We start from the raw sequence: 15,814 nt of genomic DNA on the forward strand, positions 1-15,814 counted from the left end.
GAAAGGAACATCACATGACTGAAACCATCCTCCGATCGTTTGGCCAGAGTACCGAGCCGCTTCTCATCGTTCATGGCGGTGCCGGACATCGATCGACTCCCCTTACCTCGGATGGTACAGCCAGCGCGCATGTAGCGTTGGAGAAAATTCTCGAAGCAGGCTACTCAGTACTCAGCGCGGGCGGCTCTGCAGTCGACGCAGTCGTTGCCGCGGTCCGCGAACTCGAGGATGCCCCCGATTTCAATGCGGGCCACGGGGCCGCACTCACTGCGTCAGGAACCGTTGAACTCGACGCTTCGATCATGGCTGGTGACGGCCGCTCGGGGGCCGTCACCGGTGTATCTACCGCTCGCAACCCCATTTCGGTTGCTCGCGCGGTGATGGACAAAACCGACCACCTGTTATTCGCGACACCGACTCACGAACAGCTGAGTAAGTGGGACGTCGAAACAGTCGATCCCGAATACTTCATCACGGAGAAAAGGCGAGAGGAGCTCGCCGCCTTTCAGAAGCAGCCTGACGCCTTGCTCCAGCACGGCACAGTCGGTGCCGTCGCTCGCGATGCAGACGGGAATCTGGCAGCAGCAACTTCCACCGGTGGAATCGTCAATCAGCAGCCAGGCAGGGTAGGCGACACACCGCTGGTAGGTGCCGGGACATTCGCTGACGACGGAACAGTGGCTGTCTCTTGCACCGGCACGGGAGAAGTATTCATGACTGAAGTCGCAGCTCACAGCGTGCACGATCGAGTTTCTCTCGGAGGAGCCTCTCCAAATGAGGCGGCAGTCGCAGTCCTCGACCGAATCGCAATTCGCGGCGGGATGGGAGGAATGATCGTCATTCCGACGTCTGGTACGGGGCTCGCGGCTTACAACAGCGGCGATATGTTCTACGGGTCATTCGATTCCACAGGTACATACACGCACGTGTGAACGTCCAGCCCGGGGAAACCGGTAGCTGGAGTTGACGATTACTTGATTAGGAGAGATATGTCAGTTCAAGCACCCACTGACGAGGACAGGCAAAGTCGCTTGTCCCGAGGAGTGATGAAACTCCTCGAAGCAGTAGACCGTGCAGGCAACAAACTGCCTCACCCATTCTGGATCTTTGTGGGCCTTGCCGTCATCGTCGCCCTGCTCAGCGCACTGTTCGCTCGCTTGGATCTTTCTTCAGTTAATCCCACTGACGGCAAAACAGTGGCCGTCAAGAGTTTGCTCACGTCCGAAGGCATCCAGATGATGCTGGACGGTGCGATCGAGAACTTCGTGAACTTTCCCCCTCTGGGGTTGATTGTTGTGGTCGCACTTGGAGTGTCTATCGCAGACGCAACGGGGCTGTTGCCCTCCCTGATGCGGGGAATGCTTTCCAAGGTCAATCCCCGCTACGTGACCTTCATGATCGCAATCACCGCAATGGCCGCTCAGATTGCCGGAGACGCGGCCTTTGCTGTAATGATTCCACTGGCGATGATTGCCTACCGCGCGGTCGGGCGCAGTCCGATAATCGGAGCTGTCGTGGCATATGTTGCTGTAGGTGGAGCAAGCAGCGTTGGACTGATTCCCACCGGAACCGACGCGGTATTTGCCGGTCTGACGACCGCCGCGGCCCACACGATCGACCCGAGCTATAACGTCAATCCTCTATCTAACTACTATTTCTCGGCTTCATCGTCCATTGTGTTGGCTCTCTCCATCACTTTGGTTGTTGAACTGGTTGTGGCCAAACGAGTCGCGTCCCTCGAGGCGGCAGAACCTTCAATAGACGCAGATCCGCTACCGGACATGAAGCTCAAGCTTTCTGAGCAACGTGGCATGATCGGCGCGGGAATCGCCACGGTCCTGTTCTTCGGTCTCCTTATCCTGGCAACCGTGCCGGCGAGTTCGCCCCTCCGCGGAGAGGGTGGAAGTGTTGTCGATTCACCTCTGATGAACAATATCGCCGTCATCATGATGTTGTTCTTCAGCACTGTGGGCGTCGTCTATGGTGTCATTGTCGGTTCAATCAAAAAGTTCAGCGACATCCCCGAGCTCATGGCTCCTGGCGTCTCTGCTCTCGTTCCAGTCGTGGTTCTCTTCTTCGCCGCTTCACAATTCTTGGCCTACTTCAAATGGACAAATATGGGGCAAGTCATTGCGATTGAGGGGGCAGGACTCCTCGACCGCATAGGTGCAGCTCCAATCGTCATTTTTGTCGTCGCCGTGCTGTTTATCAGCTGCCTCAATTTGGTGCTCACCTCGGGTTCGGCAATGTATGCATTCGTCGCACCTGTTCTCGTGCCGATGCTCATGCTCCTCGACATTGCACCAGAGACCACTCAGGCGATGTTCCGCATCGCTGATGCGCCGACAAACAGCTTGACCCCAATGAGCCCGTACTTCGTTCTTGCCCTCGGATTCATCCGGCAACATCGACCCACGGCTGGTGTCGGCACGTTGATGTCGCTGGTCCTTCCGATCGCCTTGGTCAATCTCGTCGTCTGGCTGGTCCTTTTCATCTTGTGGTACCTGGTGGGTCTCCCACTGGGGCCAGGAGTAGCCGCTCGGTAGCCTCGTGGTTGGTGCCGCGTTGGTCTTCTCGGCACCAACCGCGCACCGTTTGATCCGGCAGGTGCCCATCCTTGTGCACTTCCCGTCCGTCTCTGCATAGCTCTTCCACCCACCACCTGCAGTTGTCGCAGCGTTTCGCACAACTGAGAATTTGGTACCGTTCGAAGCGCCATCCACGCTGATCCTGTGAGAAATGTCCGCGCCTGGAGGGCCCACTCGCGGCCTGAGCACAGGAGCCCACGATGACGACACCTTCATTCCTCGACTCCATCGGTTCCCAGCTCGACTGGCAGCGCGAGGTCTACAAAGACCTTCACCGCGATCCTGAGGTCAGCTTCGACGAGCACAAGATCGCCGATCGTATCGCGGCCGAACTCACCGTTCTGGGGCTTGATGTCAGCCGCATCGGGGAGATAGGTCGCGTCGCGGTGATCGAGAATGCCGAAGGGCCCACCGTCCTAGCTCGAGCCGATATCGATGCTCTCCCAGTCACCGAGGACACCGGCCTCGACTTCGCGTCCGAGGTCGACGGAGTCATGCACGCCTGTGGACACGATATGCATGCTGCCGCCCTCCTCGGCGCGGTCCGACTGCTCAATGAGAATCGTGATGCCTGGTCAGGCACGTATATCGCGCTCTTCCAACCGGCAGAGGAGAACGCTGCCGGAGCAAAGGCGATGATCGACGACGGTCTGACGTCGAAGATTCCAGCACCTGATGTGGCCTTGGCTCAACACGTTATGCCGATGCCGGCGGGCAAAATCTATACCTCTGCGGGACCGGTGATGTCGGCCGGAGACTCGGTGAAGATCACTGTCTTCGGTCGCGGTGCCCACGGGTCGATGCCGCATCTGTCCGTCGACACTGTCGTGCTCGCGGCCGCGATTGTCCTGCGCCTGCAGACGATCGTGTCCCGGGAAACCGAACCCGGCGAGTTCGTCGTCGTCACCGTCGGTGCGTCGAACGCTGGGCCGAAGTCGAATATCATCCCTGATCGCGCCGAGCTGCTGCTCAACGTCCGCACCTACGACACTGCGGTACGCAAGAGAGTCATCGCGTCGATCGAGCGGATCGTCCGCGGCGAATGCGAGGCTGCCGGGACGCCGAAGGAACCGACCTTCGAGTACTTCGACCAGTTCCCGCTGACGGTCAACAGCGAGGCGGTCAATGACACCATCACCGAGGCGGTCCAGGAGGCGACACCTGCGACCGCGTCGGACCGCGGTCTCTCCTACGAGAGCTTCCCGTGTGGTTCGGGCATTCGGTCTCGGTCATAGGTGATCGTCGTGTACCCGTGGGGAATCGGAGTGCCGTCCTCGTCGACTCCGACGAATACGATCTTGTCGATGCTGAGGATGGATCTGCGAGTGATCATATTGCGCACCCGGGCCCTCATCGTCAGTGAGGTGCGTCCGAAATGCGTGGCGAGGAGCCCCATCTCGATAAGATCGCCTTCCCTCGCCGAAGCCTGGAAGTCGATCTCGGAGATCAGCTTCGTCACAACTCGATGGTTGCCGAGCTGGATGATCGCGTAGATCGCGGCCTCCTCGTCGATCCACCTCAGTAGGCTGCCGCCGAAGAGGGAGCCGTTGGCGTTGAGGTCCTCAGGCCGCACCCATTTGCGGGTATAGAAGTTCATCCCCTCCACATCGTGGCGGGCGGAGCTCTCTGTGGGCTGTGCCGTCGCTGTCATGCGATCAGAGTAGCGAGGAGTTGTTTCGCCCTCGTTTCGTCCGTGTCACCGCTTTTCGACGTCATCCTTCATGGCGGTGAGGGTTTGCCGGATGTTCAATCGCTGGAAGTCCGCGAAGCTCCGGCCCCGTGTGACGATGTGGTCGAAGACCCAGGCCAGCCAGTCGGGCCAAGAGCGGCGATCGTCTGTCCACGACTCCGTCACTCGAGTCGCCTCGCCGAGGTCTTCGAACTCGTATGCCCAGCTCGCGTTCGGTCCTTCGATGCTGGGAGTTCGGGGCCCGATCCGGCGCACGGTGAAGGCGAACCGTTTGCCGGGCACAGATTCGGTGACGACGCATTCGGTCACCCACGTCGCCGGCCCGCGACGGTTCGTGCCTTCGAAGACATCGCCTGTCTGCAGCGGACCTGCAGTCGTGCGCGTGCTGGCTCCGGTGTTCTCCGGGCTCCATCGGGCCATCTGGGTCGGATCGGCGATCTGCTCCCAGAGCCCGGCGGCGTCGGCTTTGATCACCATACTGTCGCTGACCTGCATCGTTCGCGTCATCGTCGTCCCTTCTCGATGTGGTAGTGCACGCACCTGAAACCGGCCGTGCACATGGCCCCATTCAAACACGGGTCCTGAATTAGCCTGGGCACATAGCCGACTCTGCGATGAACGACGAGATCATCGCCTTCCGCCTCCGAGCTCATCACCTCGGTGAGCGACTCAGCCACAACTCACTTCTTGACGCCGCGGAAGCCTGCGGCATCCAGAACAGCCCACCGGGATCCGCTCTGACCGCACTCCATGCGCGGGGCGCCGACCGCATCCGACGACAGCGAAGGCGACCGGACCAGATCCGAACTGCTGCGCCGTTGACTGCACTGCTATCAACCGTCGACTGAGCATGACGATTGCAACCTTCGGCACCGTCTCGACGTCGGTGAAGAGCGCAGTGACCGCTGAGGCAGAGGCGATCGGCGCACTGCGCGAGTCAGACGCCGTCGACATCGAATTCGCGTCAGTTTGAGATCATTCGGCGAGTTCGCTGATCAGCACGCGAGCAAGGGCTCCGAGTCGGAATCGCTCGGGAATCACGGTTCTGATGCCCTGTTCATGCAGCGGTGCTGCGGTGACGTCGCCGACTGCTGCCGCCACCACCGATTCGTTGAACGCCTCGATCACGGCCGACAGCAGTCCCTGCTCCTCGGCCGCGGTGAGAAATGCTGCCGCCCCGGGTGCTGAGGTGAAGGCCACGGCATCGCACCTGCGCTCCGCGACGAGTCGGACCGCGTCGATCACGGCGGCCGGATCGGGTGCCGGACCCCAGCGGTAGATGACGAGGGAGCGGACATCGGCGCCAGCTGCGGCGAAGGCCTCATCAAGTCCGTCGGCGCCGGCACCGTGATGCTGTACGGCAATGCGCTCACCATCTACGCCCTCGCCGAGAAGGACCTGCTGGATCTCTGCGCTCGTCTCGGATTCCGCGACCCAGTGAGCGCTCAGTCCGGCCCCCTGAATCGCTCCGCGTGCCTTGGGGCCGCGGGCGTATATCCGTGCTCCGGCGAGCATCGAGTGCCATTCCTCGCGCAGACCCGCGGCTTCAGCCACGTCACCCCAGCCGGTGAATCCGACGCCGGTCGTGACCACGACGATGTCCGGCCTGTCCTCGATGAGTTCTCGGGTGCGGGTGACGAGTTCAGGGTCGTCGATATGCGGGATGACGGACAGGGTCGGGGCGTGCACGATCTTGGCACCGTGACGCTCGAGGGCGGAGGCGAGCTGTTCCGCGCGCCGCTGAGCTGTGAGCACGATGCGACGTCCGACCAGCTCGTCGCCGATGTCAGTTTGGGGCTGGTTCATGCTCATATCCTGGTCGCGCAGTCTCACCGGGGCAACTTCCGGCCTTCGAGAGCAGCCTGGTGGGCGAGCATCTCATCCTTGAGTCCCTGGACCACGGCGGCGATCGCCGGTCGCCGCATCGAATCGGGTCTGAGCACCATCCAGTAGGGCAGTCGCTCGGCCACCGAATCGGAGAAGAGTCGCACGAGGTCGGGGTGACGGTCGGCCATGAAACACGGGAGGAAGCCGATTCCGGCACCCGCACGCGTCGCTTCGACGTGAACGAAGACGTTCGTCGAGGTCAGTGCATCCTTCATCTCGGGAAACAGCCGCCTCGGCGCATCGAGGTCGTCGACCTGGAGCATTGAATCGACAAAATAGACGAGCCGGTGGTCGCTGACCTCCTCCACCGAGGCGGGGGTGCCGTTATCCGCGAGATAGTCACGCGAGGCGTAGAGACCGAGTTCGTAGTCACCGAGCTCGATCGCCTCTGCCCGATGCACGCGCGGTTCGCCGACGACGACCTCGATATCGAGACCGGACCGCTGCTGCAGGGCCTGCCTGGTGACGGTGACGATCTCGACGCTCAGCCCGGGATGCCGACGACGCAGCTTCGCGACCGCCGGGGAGGCGACATAGGCGCTGAACCCATCCGTCGCGGTCATCCGCACCACTCCGGACACCGTCTCCGGGCCCTGGCCGGGACTTTCGAGTTCAGCGACCGCGGTCTCCATCTGTTCGGCCACCGCAACGGCTCGTTCCCCGAGGTCGGTCAGCTCCCATCCGCCATCCGAGCGAGCCAGCACGCGTCCGCCCAAGGACTTCTCCAGGGCGGCGATGCGGCGGGAGACCGTCGAGTGGGTGAGACCGAGGTTGTGGGCCGCCGTCGTGAATTTGGCGGTGCGGGAGACGGCCAGCAGCACGAGCAGATCGTTGGGAGTGGTGTCCATGCCTGCCATAGTAGGCGGGCTTACTCAACGATCTGCGTCGGCAGCACAGCACGCGTTTCGGCACCCGTCGTCGACCGGATCATCTTCAGCACAGCACCCTTCTGCACGCTCACCGGTGAGAACCGCAGCCGGAACCGCGCAACAGGCGTCCCCTCGCCAGGCTTCGACTCCTTCCCGAACGGCGAAGACCGCGATGATGAGAGCTGCGACGGAATCGGCCCAGGCCCACCCGAACAGGCTGTTGAGCAGGACTCCGATCAGCACTGCGGCGCTGAGATAGGTGCAGATGAGGGTCTGCTTGGAATCAGCGACAGCCGTAGCAGATCCCAGTTCTCGTCCCGTCCTCCGCTCGAACCAGCTGAGGAACGGCATCACCAGCAGGCTGAGTGCGGCGATGATGATGCCGAGGGTCGAATGTTCCGGCTGGCGCGGGCCCACGATGGACAGAACAGCGTCCACGCTGACGTAGGCCGCGAGCGCGAAGAAGGATACTGCGATGACCCGCAGAGCGACCCGTTCCCGGCGCTGGGGTTCCGGTGCCGAGAACTGCCAGGCTACCGCTGCGGCAGAGAGGACCTCGACAATCGAATCGAGTCCGAACCCGATGAGGGCCGCCGAGGAGGCTGCTCCGCCTGCAGCAATGGCAACGAACGCTTCAATCACGTTCCAAGTGATGGTGATGGCAACGATGATTCGGATCCGCTTCCGCAGAACTGCCGCTCTGTCCCTTCGCAGCACCGTCTCGGTCATCGGCTCAGTCCAGCATCGCAGCAGCCGACCACCGTGCAGTCGGCATCGACACACGGAGCGTTCTCATCGACTGCCAGAGTCGTCTCGACAAGAGCAGTGAGGGCCGTTGCCAGATGAGGGTCGGCGATCTCATAACGCGTCCGCCGGCCTTCAGGTTCGGCCACCACGATTCCGCATCCCCGCAGGCAGGCGAGGTGGTTCGAGACGTTGGTGCGCGTCAGTCCCAGATCGCTTGCCAAGCGCGCAGGATAGCCAGGCTCGGACAGCAGCGACAGCAGCATCCGTGAGCGTGTGGGATCGGCCATCGCGCGGCCGAGGCGCTGCATGGCATCGACACGGGAAGCAATAGTCAGCATAGGCTGACTATACAGCGTGTGCTGACCTGTTGTCGCGGACCGCTCATGGCGGAATGAGTACTTCTCCGGCGTCTGCCGCCCGGTCGTCAGCGCACGTGCTGCTGTGACGGCGAACGCGTCCATCTCAGCAGTACGACGATGAGGCAGATGAGGAACACGATCCCCGAGGTGACCAGTCCGGTGACGAGGATTCCGATATCGGCGGGCAGATCGACGTCCTCGGCCGGCTTGGTCGGAGCCTTTCCTTCCGGATCGATGAGGACGGAGATCGTATCGCCCGTGTCGAAATCGTCGAATCCGTCCTTGCCGCGGTAGATCAGCGGTTCGGAGACTGGACCGCCGTCCGTATGCTGAAGCGTGTACGTGTGCGTATAGACCTTCCGGGCATGTCTGCCGTTCGAGTCATGCTCGGTCATCACATCGACCTCGTGGTCCATGACGACCACCTCGGTGACCTCACCCGCCTGCGACAAGGCCACATCCTCGGCGAGCATCACCGTGCCGATGAGCGCAATGGCGACGAACGGCCCCGTGAACCAATACGCCCAGGCAGTGCCCATGATCGCTCTCATCGCCAGAGTGACACCGACGAAGAAGACGCACCCGAGGATGATGGTCACCAGCAGCACGGACGGGAACAGGTACCCGACGGCGAAGACCAGTCCGATGCCGACGAGGAACACAGCACCGGTGATGACAATGCTCAGCGGGTTCCGGCTGCCCTGATTCCAGCGGCTGCCGCTCGCACTGCCGCCCATCACTGCGGCATGTTGACGAACCGGGACTTCGCGCCCTGGAACGCCACGGGGATGTCCATCGTCGGACCGGCACGGTGCTTGGCGACGATGATGTCGGCCTCGCCGGCGCGTTCGTGTTCCTTGTCGTACATGTCCTCACGGTGGATGAGGAGGACCATATCCGCGTCCTGCTCGATCGATCCGGACTCACGCAGATCCGAGATCATCGGCCGCTTGTCCGTGCGCTGCTCGCTGCCTCGGTTGAGCTGGGACAGTGCGATGACCGGCACTTCGAGCTCCTTGGCCAGCAGCTTGAGCGAACGGGAGAACTCAGAGACCTCCTGCTGCCTCGATTCGACGCGTTTGCCCGAGGACATCAGCTGCAGGTAGTCGACGCAGACCATCTGCAGATTGTGCTGCTGTTTGAGCCGACGGCACTTTGCGCGGATCTCGGTCAACGCCATGTTCGGCGAATCGTCGACGAACAGCGGCGCATTGTTGATCCGGGCCTCGGTCGCGGCCAGTGTCGTCCAGTCGTGCGGGCTGAGTTCGCCGCGGCGCAGGTTCTGCAGCGGGATCTCCGACTCGGCCGAGAGCAGACGCATGACGAGTTCGTTCTTGCCCATCTCGAGCGAGAAGAACACAGCGGCCGCATCGTTGTGGATCGCGGCCGAACGGATGAAGTCGAGCGCCAGAGTCGACTTGCCGACACCGGGACGCGCGGCGATGACGATCATCGTGCCCGGGTGCAGACCGTTGGTGAGGTTGTCGAACTCGGTGAAGCCGGTGGGCACACCCGCGGTCTGCCCGTCGGTGTTGCCGTTGCGTTCGATCTCCTGGGCCACCTCGCCGAGGATGTCGGAGAGGATGACGTAATCTTCTGTCGTATGGCGTTCGGTGACCTTGTAGATCTCCGCCTGCGCGGAGTTCACGACGTCGTCGGTATCGCCTTCGGCGTCGTAGCCCATCTGCACGATGCGGGTGCCGGCCTCGACGAGGCGGCGCAGCACGGCCTGTTCGCTGACGATCGCGGCATAGTAGCCGGCGTTGGCCGCCGTCGGAACCGACGAGATGAGGGTGTGCAGGTAGGCGGCACCGCCGACGCGGGCGAGGTCGCCGGTCTTCGTCAGATAGTTCGCGACCGTCACCGAGTCCGCGGGCTCTCCACGGGAGTAGAGGTCGAGAACCGCTTCATAGATGGTTTCGTGAGCGGGCTTGTAGAAGTCGTCGCCCTTCATCGTCTCGACGCAGTCGGCGATGGCATCCTTCGACAGAAGCATCGCGCCGAGCACGCTCTGTTCGGCTTCGACGTCCTGCGGAGGGGTCCTCAGACCGTCATAGCCCTGGTCGTTGCTCACTTCAGTTCCTCTTCCTACACAGCCGCGTCGACGCGCACCCGCAGATGGTGCGCTCCAACTGTACCCGGAGACCCGAGGAGGGTCCCATCGGCCCGGTCACTCCCACCGAACCGGTGCCGACAATCCTAGGAGACGCCACTGACGCGAAACCGAGGCGGCCGACCCTGCGCGGGCAGCCGCCTCGGCGACGGTGCAGGTCACAGCATCGACAGGTGACCTATTCCCGCGCCCTCCCGGCCGTGGCCACGGAGTGCAGAATCGGCTTCGTCAGCTGCAGCCCGGCGCGGACGATGCCGATGCCGATGACCACTGTGAGCAGGATCGTGAGGAAGGTGACGGGCTTGAACACGAGCGCGGCTCCGGCCAGTGGCAGGACGAGCAGCAGCCCGAGGCCTCCGGCCAGCAGGGACACCCAGATCGCCGGGGCCATGACGGCCCGCACCAGTACTCGGTGCAGCAGCCGGGTATCGGCGCCGGCGGCATAGAGGTCGGAGAAGGTGTCGGCTCGGTCGTAGATGTCGGCGACCTGGTTGATCACTGCGGACACCGCGATGAGCACGATCGCGATGCCCATGACGAGCAGTACCCCGGTGAACATATCGTGGAAGAGGTTGATATCGGAAGTGCCCATCGTCGCCGGGTCGTCCTCGGCGGCGTCGAGGCCGAGCTGCATCAGCGCCACCCCCGACCCGCAGACGGCCGCGGTGAACGAAGCCATCGCGAGTCCGGACACGCGTCGCCAGAACCGTTTGGGTTCGTCGGAGACCAGGCGAGCCGCGGTGAGGCGCTCCGGGGTGGCGGCCCGCCGACCGGACAGGTGAGCGAACCAGCGGACGAGGAGCCCGCCGAGGAGGTCGACGACGACCAGCGCGAGAGCGAAGAATCCGACCACCGCGCCGAGCACGATCCCCACGCCGAGACCGCCGCTCTGGGTGAGCGCGTACACGACCGGCAGCAGGCAGATCACGAGCACCGTGACGATGATCTTGGCCACGGGAAGCTTCCGCTCCAGACTCTTCGTCCGCACCCCCAACGGAGAGACCGCGACCTTGCGCAGACCCAGCAGGGCCGATCCCGCGCAGACCAGGGCCAGGAAGACGACCACGACGAGGATGAGCCACGCGGGCATGAGCATGTTCGCGTACCCGATGGGTTCGCCCATGAAGTGGATGAAGCTGACCGGCAGCGCCAGTCCGAGATACCCGAGCACCCCGAGGACGATGCCGGCCAGGGCCGGGATCAGCGGTTCGGCCACGGCGAGCGCAGTGATCTGGGAGCGTTGGGCCCCAAGCAGCGACATCGTCGACAGCCGTTCGTCCTGCCGGCGTGCCGACAGGGTCGCCGAGGCCGATGCCAGGGTGGAGGCGGGGATGATCAGCAGAGCCGTGGCCAGGGCCGCGAGGGTCTTGTACACGATGTCGAGGCCCTCGTCCGCGGGATCGGGGCTCGGTGGGATCTGGAAGAACATCCAGGTCCCCGCCGCCACGGTGAGGAACAGCGTGGCACACGCGAAGAGCGCGGCGGCCACGAGCACGGAGCTCGCCGAGGTCAGCGATCTCCGTCCGAGGACGAGGGGAACTGCTGCGAAGGACGTGGACATCGGGTCTCCTCTCAGGCCACGGTCGCCTCGGCGGTAGCCCGGTTCTCGGGTGCCGCCTCGGCGAGGGTGCGGTTGTGGGGATCGATCTCGGTGACCCGGCGGACGAGCGGGCGGGTGACCTGCAGCCCCAGCCACACCATGGCAACCCCGGCCACGAGGACGGCGGCGACGGTTCCGATGGTGAACGGATCTCCGAGGTCGCTCACCGAAGCCATGAGCCAGGCGAGGATTCCGCCGAGGAACAGGGAGACGACGGTGACCAGCAGGATCGGCGACATCACGGCGTTGACGGTCACCCGGTGCATCATCTGCTGGGTCATTCCGGCGGCGTGGAGCTCGCGGTAGGTCGTGGCACGGTCGAGGATGTCAGCGGCCTGGTTGATCGTGGCCGAGACGATGACGAGGACGAAGGCGATGACCAGGGTGAGGATGAGTCCGGTGAAGATATCGTCGCCGAGGTGGACGTACGGACCCATGACCGCGCGGTCCTCGGCTGAGAAATCCTCCTGACCGCTGCGCATCATCGCCGTTCCCGCCCCGCCGACGACGGCGATGAACGTGATCATCGCCAGCCCGGCGACCCGGCGCCAGTACTGTCCGGGAGCGTCGGCGATCATTCCCGCCGCCATCACCGAGGCAGGACCGCGGGCGATTCTGCCGGCGATGCCGGCGTGGACACGGATGCACAGGACGCCGATGACGCTGATGAGCAGGAGGGTGATGCCGATCGTGGCGATGCTGTACATGATCGTCACCGCCATCGGCAGCTCCATCTGGGTGGAGATATAGGTCGCGATGGCCACGACGAGGATGAGCAGGATGGCCGTGATGACGCGGGCCAGGGGGAATCTCCGGGGCAGCGACCGGGTGCGCACGCCCAGCGGGGAGATCGTGATCTTGCGCAGGCCGATGAGTGAGGCGATCAGGCAGACGGCCAGGAGGCCGGCGACGACCGCGGCGAGCAGCCAGACCGGCATGAGCAGTGCCTGGTAGCCCAGGGGTTCGCCGACGAACGTGATGAAGCTCAGCGGCCAGGCGACCAGCAGGTAGCCGCCGATTCCGGCAAAGATGCCCAGCGATGCGGGGATGAAGGGTTCGGCGACGGCGATGAGGCGGATCGTGCTGGGTTGCGCCCCGAGCAGGGACAGGGTCGAGAGTCGTTCGTCCTGACGGCGGGCGCTCAATTTCGCCGAGGCGACCCCGAGGCTGGTCGCGGGCACGATGAGGAAGACCGTGGCGAGGACGGCGAGGAGCTGGTAGAGCTCGGCCACCTCGGCGTATCTGGAGACCTCGGGGCGATCGATGAATGCCCAGGCGCCGGCGGCCACGGTGAGGAAGATCGTCGCGCAGGAGAAGAAGGCGATCCCTACAAGGCGCGACGTCATCGAAGTCAGGGGCTGTTTGGACAGGAGAAGGGGAAGGATGTTCATCACTGGGCGGCTTCGTGCATTGCCGAATCGGCGACGATGCGGCCGTCGGCGAGTCGGACGACACGGGAGCAGCGGGCGGCGACGTTCTCATCGTGGGTGACGACGACCAGGGTGGAGCCGCGGCCGACGGTGGAGCCCAGCAGCTCGGTGAGAACCTCGTTCGAGGTTCGGGAGTCGAGGGCGCCGGTCGGTTCGTCGGCGAAGGTGACGACGGGCTGGGTGACCTGGGCGCGGGCAATTGCCACCCGTTGCGCCTGACCTCCGGAGAGCTGTCCGATCCGCTTGTGTCCGTGCTCGCTCAGACCGAGACGGTCGAGCCAGGCCCGGGCGTGCTGGGTGGCGTCCGAGCGGTTCATGCCTGCGAGCATGGCGGCGAGCGCGACGTTGTCGATGGCGGTGAGCTCGGGCAGGAGCAGTCCCTGTTGGAAGACGAAGCCGAAGACCTCGCGGCGCAGAGCGGTGCGGCCGGATTCCTTGAGGGAGGTGATCTCGGCGGCGGCGCTGCGGTCGGTCGGCGAGAGTCGGATGCGGCCGCTGTCGGGACTGATGATGCCGGCCAGGCAGTGCAGGAGGGTGGTCTTGCCGGAGCCGGACGGTCCCATGATGGCCAGGGATTCTCCGAGGCCGATCGTGAGGTCGACTCCGGCGAGAGCATACGTCTGATTGAAGTGCTTCGTGACGTTTCCGGCGGTGATGATGGCGGGGTGCTGGTGGGCAGGGTGCTGGTGGGCGGGCTGCTGCGCTGCGGCAGGATGCTGTGAAGAAGTCATGCCTCCATGTTTTCGCCCAATGGGTCTTGGCACTATGCGGTCAGCCCGTCAGCCGATGCAGGATTTCCCAACCTCGGTTGACGGAAAACCGAGTTCGGGGCACCCGGCTTGACATTCTTCCGACACCACCTCATCGACATGCGACATCCGGGCTGGCTGCCCGTGGTCCCGCCCGACCAACCGAACAGGTCGACTCCTTCGACGTCTGGATCGTCTCCGCCGCAGAGGACCGGGCCACCTCGGTCCGCGTCTGCCGATCTTACCCAGGCAGCAACACGATGACGGTGTGGATCACGAGACCGACCAGCGCGCCGATGACGGTGCCGTTGATGCGGATGTACTGGAGGTCGCGGCCGACGTAGAGCTCGATGCGCTCGGCGGCTTCCTTCGCGTCCCAGCGCTCGATGGTGTCGGAGATGACGCTGGCGATCTCGGGGCCGAAGCTCTCGGCCAGATCACCGGCGGTGGTGGCGATCCGGTCATCGATGCGGCGGGAGAATTCCGAGTCCGCCTGCAGCCGTTCGGCGAACTCGCCGATGAGCTGCCAGATGCGGGCGCGGACTTCGCCGCCTTCGTCGATGATGGCCTCGCGCAGCAGCTGTTTGAGCGAACCCCAGATCTCGAGGACGGAGTCGACGACTCCCTCCTGGCTGAGCAGGTCGTTGAAGATCTCTTCGGCCCGCTGGGACAGAGATGAGTCGGATTCGAGGTCGTCGGAGAGGTCGACGAGCCACGCATCCAGCGCCTGTCGCGCCTTGTGGTATTCGTTGTCGCGGACGTCGGCGACCCAGCCGAGCACTTCGCGCTGCAGTCGGTTGGCCAGCTGTTCGTTGACGAAATCGGGGACCCAGGAGGGTGCCCGGTTGTGGACGATCTCATCGATGACCTGCGGATTGTCACCCAGCCAGCTGTAGGCCTCCGCGACGATGAGGTCGACGAGTCTGTGGTGAGCCCCGTCGAGCACGATCTGACGAAGCAGCTGAGCGAGCACCGGTGTCTTTCGGGTGGCCACGAGGCGAGGAATGATGACGTTCCTGGTCAGCGCCTTGATGGAGTCGTCATCGATGCGCGCGAGCACATATTCGAGGCCCCCTGCAGCACGGTCGACGACGATATCTCGGTTGGCGGGCTTGGCCAGCCATTTCCCGGCTCGATGGGAGATCTCGGCGGATCGGATCTTCGTCGACACCGCCTCGGCGTGGAGGAAATTCGCGGCGACGAAGGCCGACAGACTCGCACCGAGGGTGTCCTTCTTGCGCGGGATGATCGCGGTGTGCGGAATCGGCAGCCCGAGAGGGTGGCGGAAGAGCGCGGTGACGGCGAACCAGTCGGCGATCGCGCCGATCATCGCGGCCTCCGAGGCGCGGGAGACGAACCCCCAGACGCCGGTGTTGTCGGTGAAGAGGTGGGTGGAGAGGAAGATGAGCGTGGCGAGGATGAGCAGCGAGAGCGCGAGCGTGCGCATCTTCTTCAGCCCGCGAGCGCGCTCTTGATCCTCCGGCGTGAGCTCGGCCGGCCCGCCGTTTCCGCTGCCGGCGCCGAAGCGCGGTACGGATGGTGTCTTCTCGATCGACATCGTTACCCCCTGCTCCACGACTTTAGCGAAACCCTGCCCCTCCACACGCATCCGCAGGCAGGTTCGCACCTGGGAATTCTGCACCGTCCCTGCCAAAACGCCGTGGCAACGGCACAGCCCACCGGTGCAACGGGTGGGTACGCGAGGCCCGCGAGGGTGCGCGGCGAACGAGGCGATGCGACAGCAACGGTGAGGGATGCGCCGCCCCTGACTCCAGCAACACG

The 15,814-nt window shown here is 63.9% G+C and carries 17 protein-coding genes; 5 read left to right on the forward strand and 12 right to left on the reverse strand.

The features are described from left to right. The first annotated feature begins 14 nt into the window (after positions 1-14). From SB749_RS04670 to SB749_RS04680, 3 genes are all read left to right on the forward strand, one after another. The gene (locus SB749_RS04670; protein WP_410709295.1) at positions 15-932 is read left to right on the forward strand and encodes an isoaspartyl peptidase/L-asparaginase family protein; all 918 of its coding nucleotides are present in this window, start codon (positions 15-17) and stop codon (positions 930-932) included. Positions 933-1,046: 114 nt separating this feature from the next. Continuing rightward, positions 1,047-2,546 (forward strand): AbgT family transporter, encoded by a 1,500-nt coding sequence (locus tag SB749_RS04675; protein WP_410709296.1) that lies wholly within the window; start codon positions 1,047-1,049, stop codon positions 2,544-2,546. A 242-nt stretch (positions 2,547-2,788) separates the two neighbouring features. Further along, positions 2,789-3,823, forward strand: a complete 1,035-nt coding sequence (locus tag SB749_RS04680; RefSeq protein WP_410709297.1) for an amidohydrolase — start codon at positions 2,789-2,791, stop codon at positions 3,821-3,823. Here the strand turns inward: SB749_RS04680 and SB749_RS04685 are convergent. Then, positions 3,778-4,185, reverse strand: coding sequence for an acyl-CoA thioesterase (locus SB749_RS04685; RefSeq protein ID WP_264801874.1), 408 nt, complete (start codon positions 4,183-4,185; stop codon positions 3,778-3,780). The two genes, SB749_RS04680 and SB749_RS04685, sit on opposite strands and share 46 nt — an antisense overlap. A gap of 99 nt (positions 4,186-4,284) precedes the next feature. Next, on the reverse strand, positions 4,285-4,785 hold the full coding sequence (locus SB749_RS04690) for an SRPBCC family protein (protein WP_173157459.1): 501 nt from the start codon (positions 4,783-4,785) through the stop codon (positions 4,285-4,287). A gap of 107 nt (positions 4,786-4,892) precedes the next feature. Here SB749_RS04690 and SB749_RS04695 point away from each other — a divergent pair, with 107 nt between their 5' ends. Beyond that, on the forward strand, positions 4,893-5,126 hold the full coding sequence (locus tag SB749_RS04695; RefSeq protein WP_410709298.1) for a hypothetical protein: 234 nt from the start codon (positions 4,893-4,895) through the stop codon (positions 5,124-5,126). Positions 5,127-5,128: 2 nt separating this feature from the next. Beyond that, entirely contained in the window at positions 5,129-5,251 is a 123-nt protein-coding gene (locus SB749_RS04700; protein ID WP_264800120.1) for a hypothetical protein, read from the forward strand. 2 nt (positions 5,252-5,253) lie between these two features. Here the strand turns inward: SB749_RS04700 and SB749_RS04705 are convergent, their stop codons facing one another. From SB749_RS04705 to SB749_RS04750, 10 genes are all read right to left on the reverse strand, one after another. Further along, the gene (locus tag SB749_RS04705) at positions 5,254-6,084 is read right to left on the reverse strand and encodes a uroporphyrinogen-III synthase (protein ID WP_039211752.1); all 831 of its coding nucleotides are present in this window, start codon (positions 6,082-6,084) and stop codon (positions 5,254-5,256) included. Between the two features lie 23 nt (positions 6,085-6,107). Continuing rightward, positions 6,108-7,013: a LysR family transcriptional regulator gene (locus SB749_RS04710; protein ID WP_410709299.1), complete on the reverse strand. Its 906-nt coding sequence runs from the start codon at positions 7,011-7,013 to the stop codon at positions 6,108-6,110. Between the two features lie 24 nt (positions 7,014-7,037). Beyond that, a complete protein-coding gene (locus SB749_RS04715) occupies positions 7,038-7,763 on the reverse strand; it encodes a cation diffusion facilitator family transporter (protein ID WP_410709300.1) in 726 nt (241 codons plus the stop codon). After that, on the reverse strand, positions 7,760-8,119 hold the full coding sequence (locus SB749_RS04720; protein WP_410709301.1) for an ArsR/SmtB family transcription factor: 360 nt from the start codon (positions 8,117-8,119) through the stop codon (positions 7,760-7,762). The genes SB749_RS04715 and SB749_RS04720 overlap by 4 nt, the downstream gene beginning before the upstream one ends. 86 nt (positions 8,120-8,205) lie before the next feature. Beyond that, entirely contained in the window at positions 8,206-8,880 is a 675-nt protein-coding gene (locus SB749_RS04725) for a hypothetical protein (RefSeq protein ID WP_410709302.1), read from the reverse strand. Continuing rightward, entirely contained in the window at positions 8,877-10,214 is a 1,338-nt protein-coding gene (gene dnaB, locus SB749_RS04730; RefSeq protein ID WP_039211746.1) for a replicative DNA helicase, read from the reverse strand. Before dnaB ends, SB749_RS04725 begins: the two co-directional genes overlap by 4 nt. A 217-nt stretch (positions 10,215-10,431) precedes the next feature. Then, a complete protein-coding gene (locus tag SB749_RS04735; RefSeq protein ID WP_410709303.1) occupies positions 10,432-11,814 on the reverse strand; it encodes an FtsX-like permease family protein in 1,383 nt (460 codons plus the stop codon). 11 nt (positions 11,815-11,825) lie between these two features. Further along, positions 11,826-13,244: an FtsX-like permease family protein gene (locus SB749_RS04740; protein WP_410709304.1), complete on the reverse strand. Its 1,419-nt coding sequence runs from the start codon at positions 13,242-13,244 to the stop codon at positions 11,826-11,828. After that, entirely contained in the window at positions 13,244-14,014 is a 771-nt protein-coding gene (locus SB749_RS04745) for an ABC transporter ATP-binding protein (protein WP_410709305.1), read from the reverse strand. The genes SB749_RS04740 and SB749_RS04745 overlap by 1 nt, the downstream gene beginning before the upstream one ends. 259 nt (positions 14,015-14,273) lie before the next feature. Continuing rightward, positions 14,274-15,590, reverse strand: coding sequence for a DUF445 domain-containing protein (locus tag SB749_RS04750; protein WP_410709306.1), 1,317 nt, complete (start codon positions 15,588-15,590; stop codon positions 14,274-14,276). Positions 15,591-15,814 lie beyond the last annotated feature (224 nt).

Origin of the sequence: Brevibacterium sp. SIMBA_078, assembly GCF_046534565.1 — a bacterium.
GTDB lineage: Bacteria > Actinomycetota > Actinomycetes > Actinomycetales > Brevibacteriaceae > Brevibacterium.

Bases quoted from the DNA above. Each gene is read 5' to 3' on its own strand.
- SB749_RS04695 (WP_410709298.1), top strand. From the start codon at position 4,893: ATGAACGACGAGATCATCGCCTTCCGCCTCCGAGCTCATCACCTCGGT.
- SB749_RS04750 (WP_410709306.1), bottom strand. From the start codon at position 15,590: ATGTCGATCGAGAAGACACCATCCGTACCGCGCTTCGGCGCCGGCAGC.
- SB749_RS04675 (WP_410709296.1), top strand. From the start codon at position 1,047: ATGAAACTCCTCGAAGCAGTAGACCGTGCAGGCAACAAACTGCCTCAC.
- SB749_RS04705 (WP_039211752.1), bottom strand. From the start codon at position 6,084: ATGAACCAGCCCCAAACTGACATCGGCGACGAGCTGGTCGGACGTCGC.
- SB749_RS04740 (WP_410709304.1), bottom strand. From the start codon at position 13,244: ATGAACATCCTTCCCCTTCTCCTGTCCAAACAGCCCCTGACTTCGATG.
- SB749_RS04685 (WP_264801874.1), bottom strand. From the start codon at position 4,185: ATGAACTTCTATACCCGCAAATGGGTGCGGCCTGAGGACCTCAACGCC.
- SB749_RS04670 (WP_410709295.1), top strand. From the start codon at position 15: ATGACTGAAACCATCCTCCGATCGTTTGGCCAGAGTACCGAGCCGCTT.
- SB749_RS04735 (WP_410709303.1), bottom strand. From the start codon at position 11,814: ATGTCCACGTCCTTCGCAGCAGTTCCCCTCGTCCTCGGACGGAGATCG.
- SB749_RS04690 (WP_173157459.1), bottom strand. From the start codon at position 4,785: ATGACGCGAACGATGCAGGTCAGCGACAGTATGGTGATCAAAGCCGAC.
- SB749_RS04680 (WP_410709297.1), top strand. From the start codon at position 2,789: ATGACGACACCTTCATTCCTCGACTCCATCGGTTCCCAGCTCGACTGG.
- SB749_RS04715 (WP_410709300.1), bottom strand. From the start codon at position 7,763: ATGACCGAGACGGTGCTGCGAAGGGACAGAGCGGCAGTTCTGCGGAAG.
- SB749_RS04710 (WP_410709299.1), bottom strand. From the start codon at position 7,013: ATGGACACCACTCCCAACGATCTGCTCGTGCTGCTGGCCGTCTCCCGC.
- SB749_RS04720 (WP_410709301.1), bottom strand. From the start codon at position 8,119: ATGCTGACTATTGCTTCCCGTGTCGATGCCATGCAGCGCCTCGGCCGC.
- SB749_RS04745 (WP_410709305.1), bottom strand. From the start codon at position 14,014: ATGACTTCTTCACAGCATCCTGCCGCAGCGCAGCAGCCCGCCCACCAG.
- SB749_RS04700 (WP_264800120.1), top strand. From the start codon at position 5,129: ATGACGATTGCAACCTTCGGCACCGTCTCGACGTCGGTGAAGAGCGCA.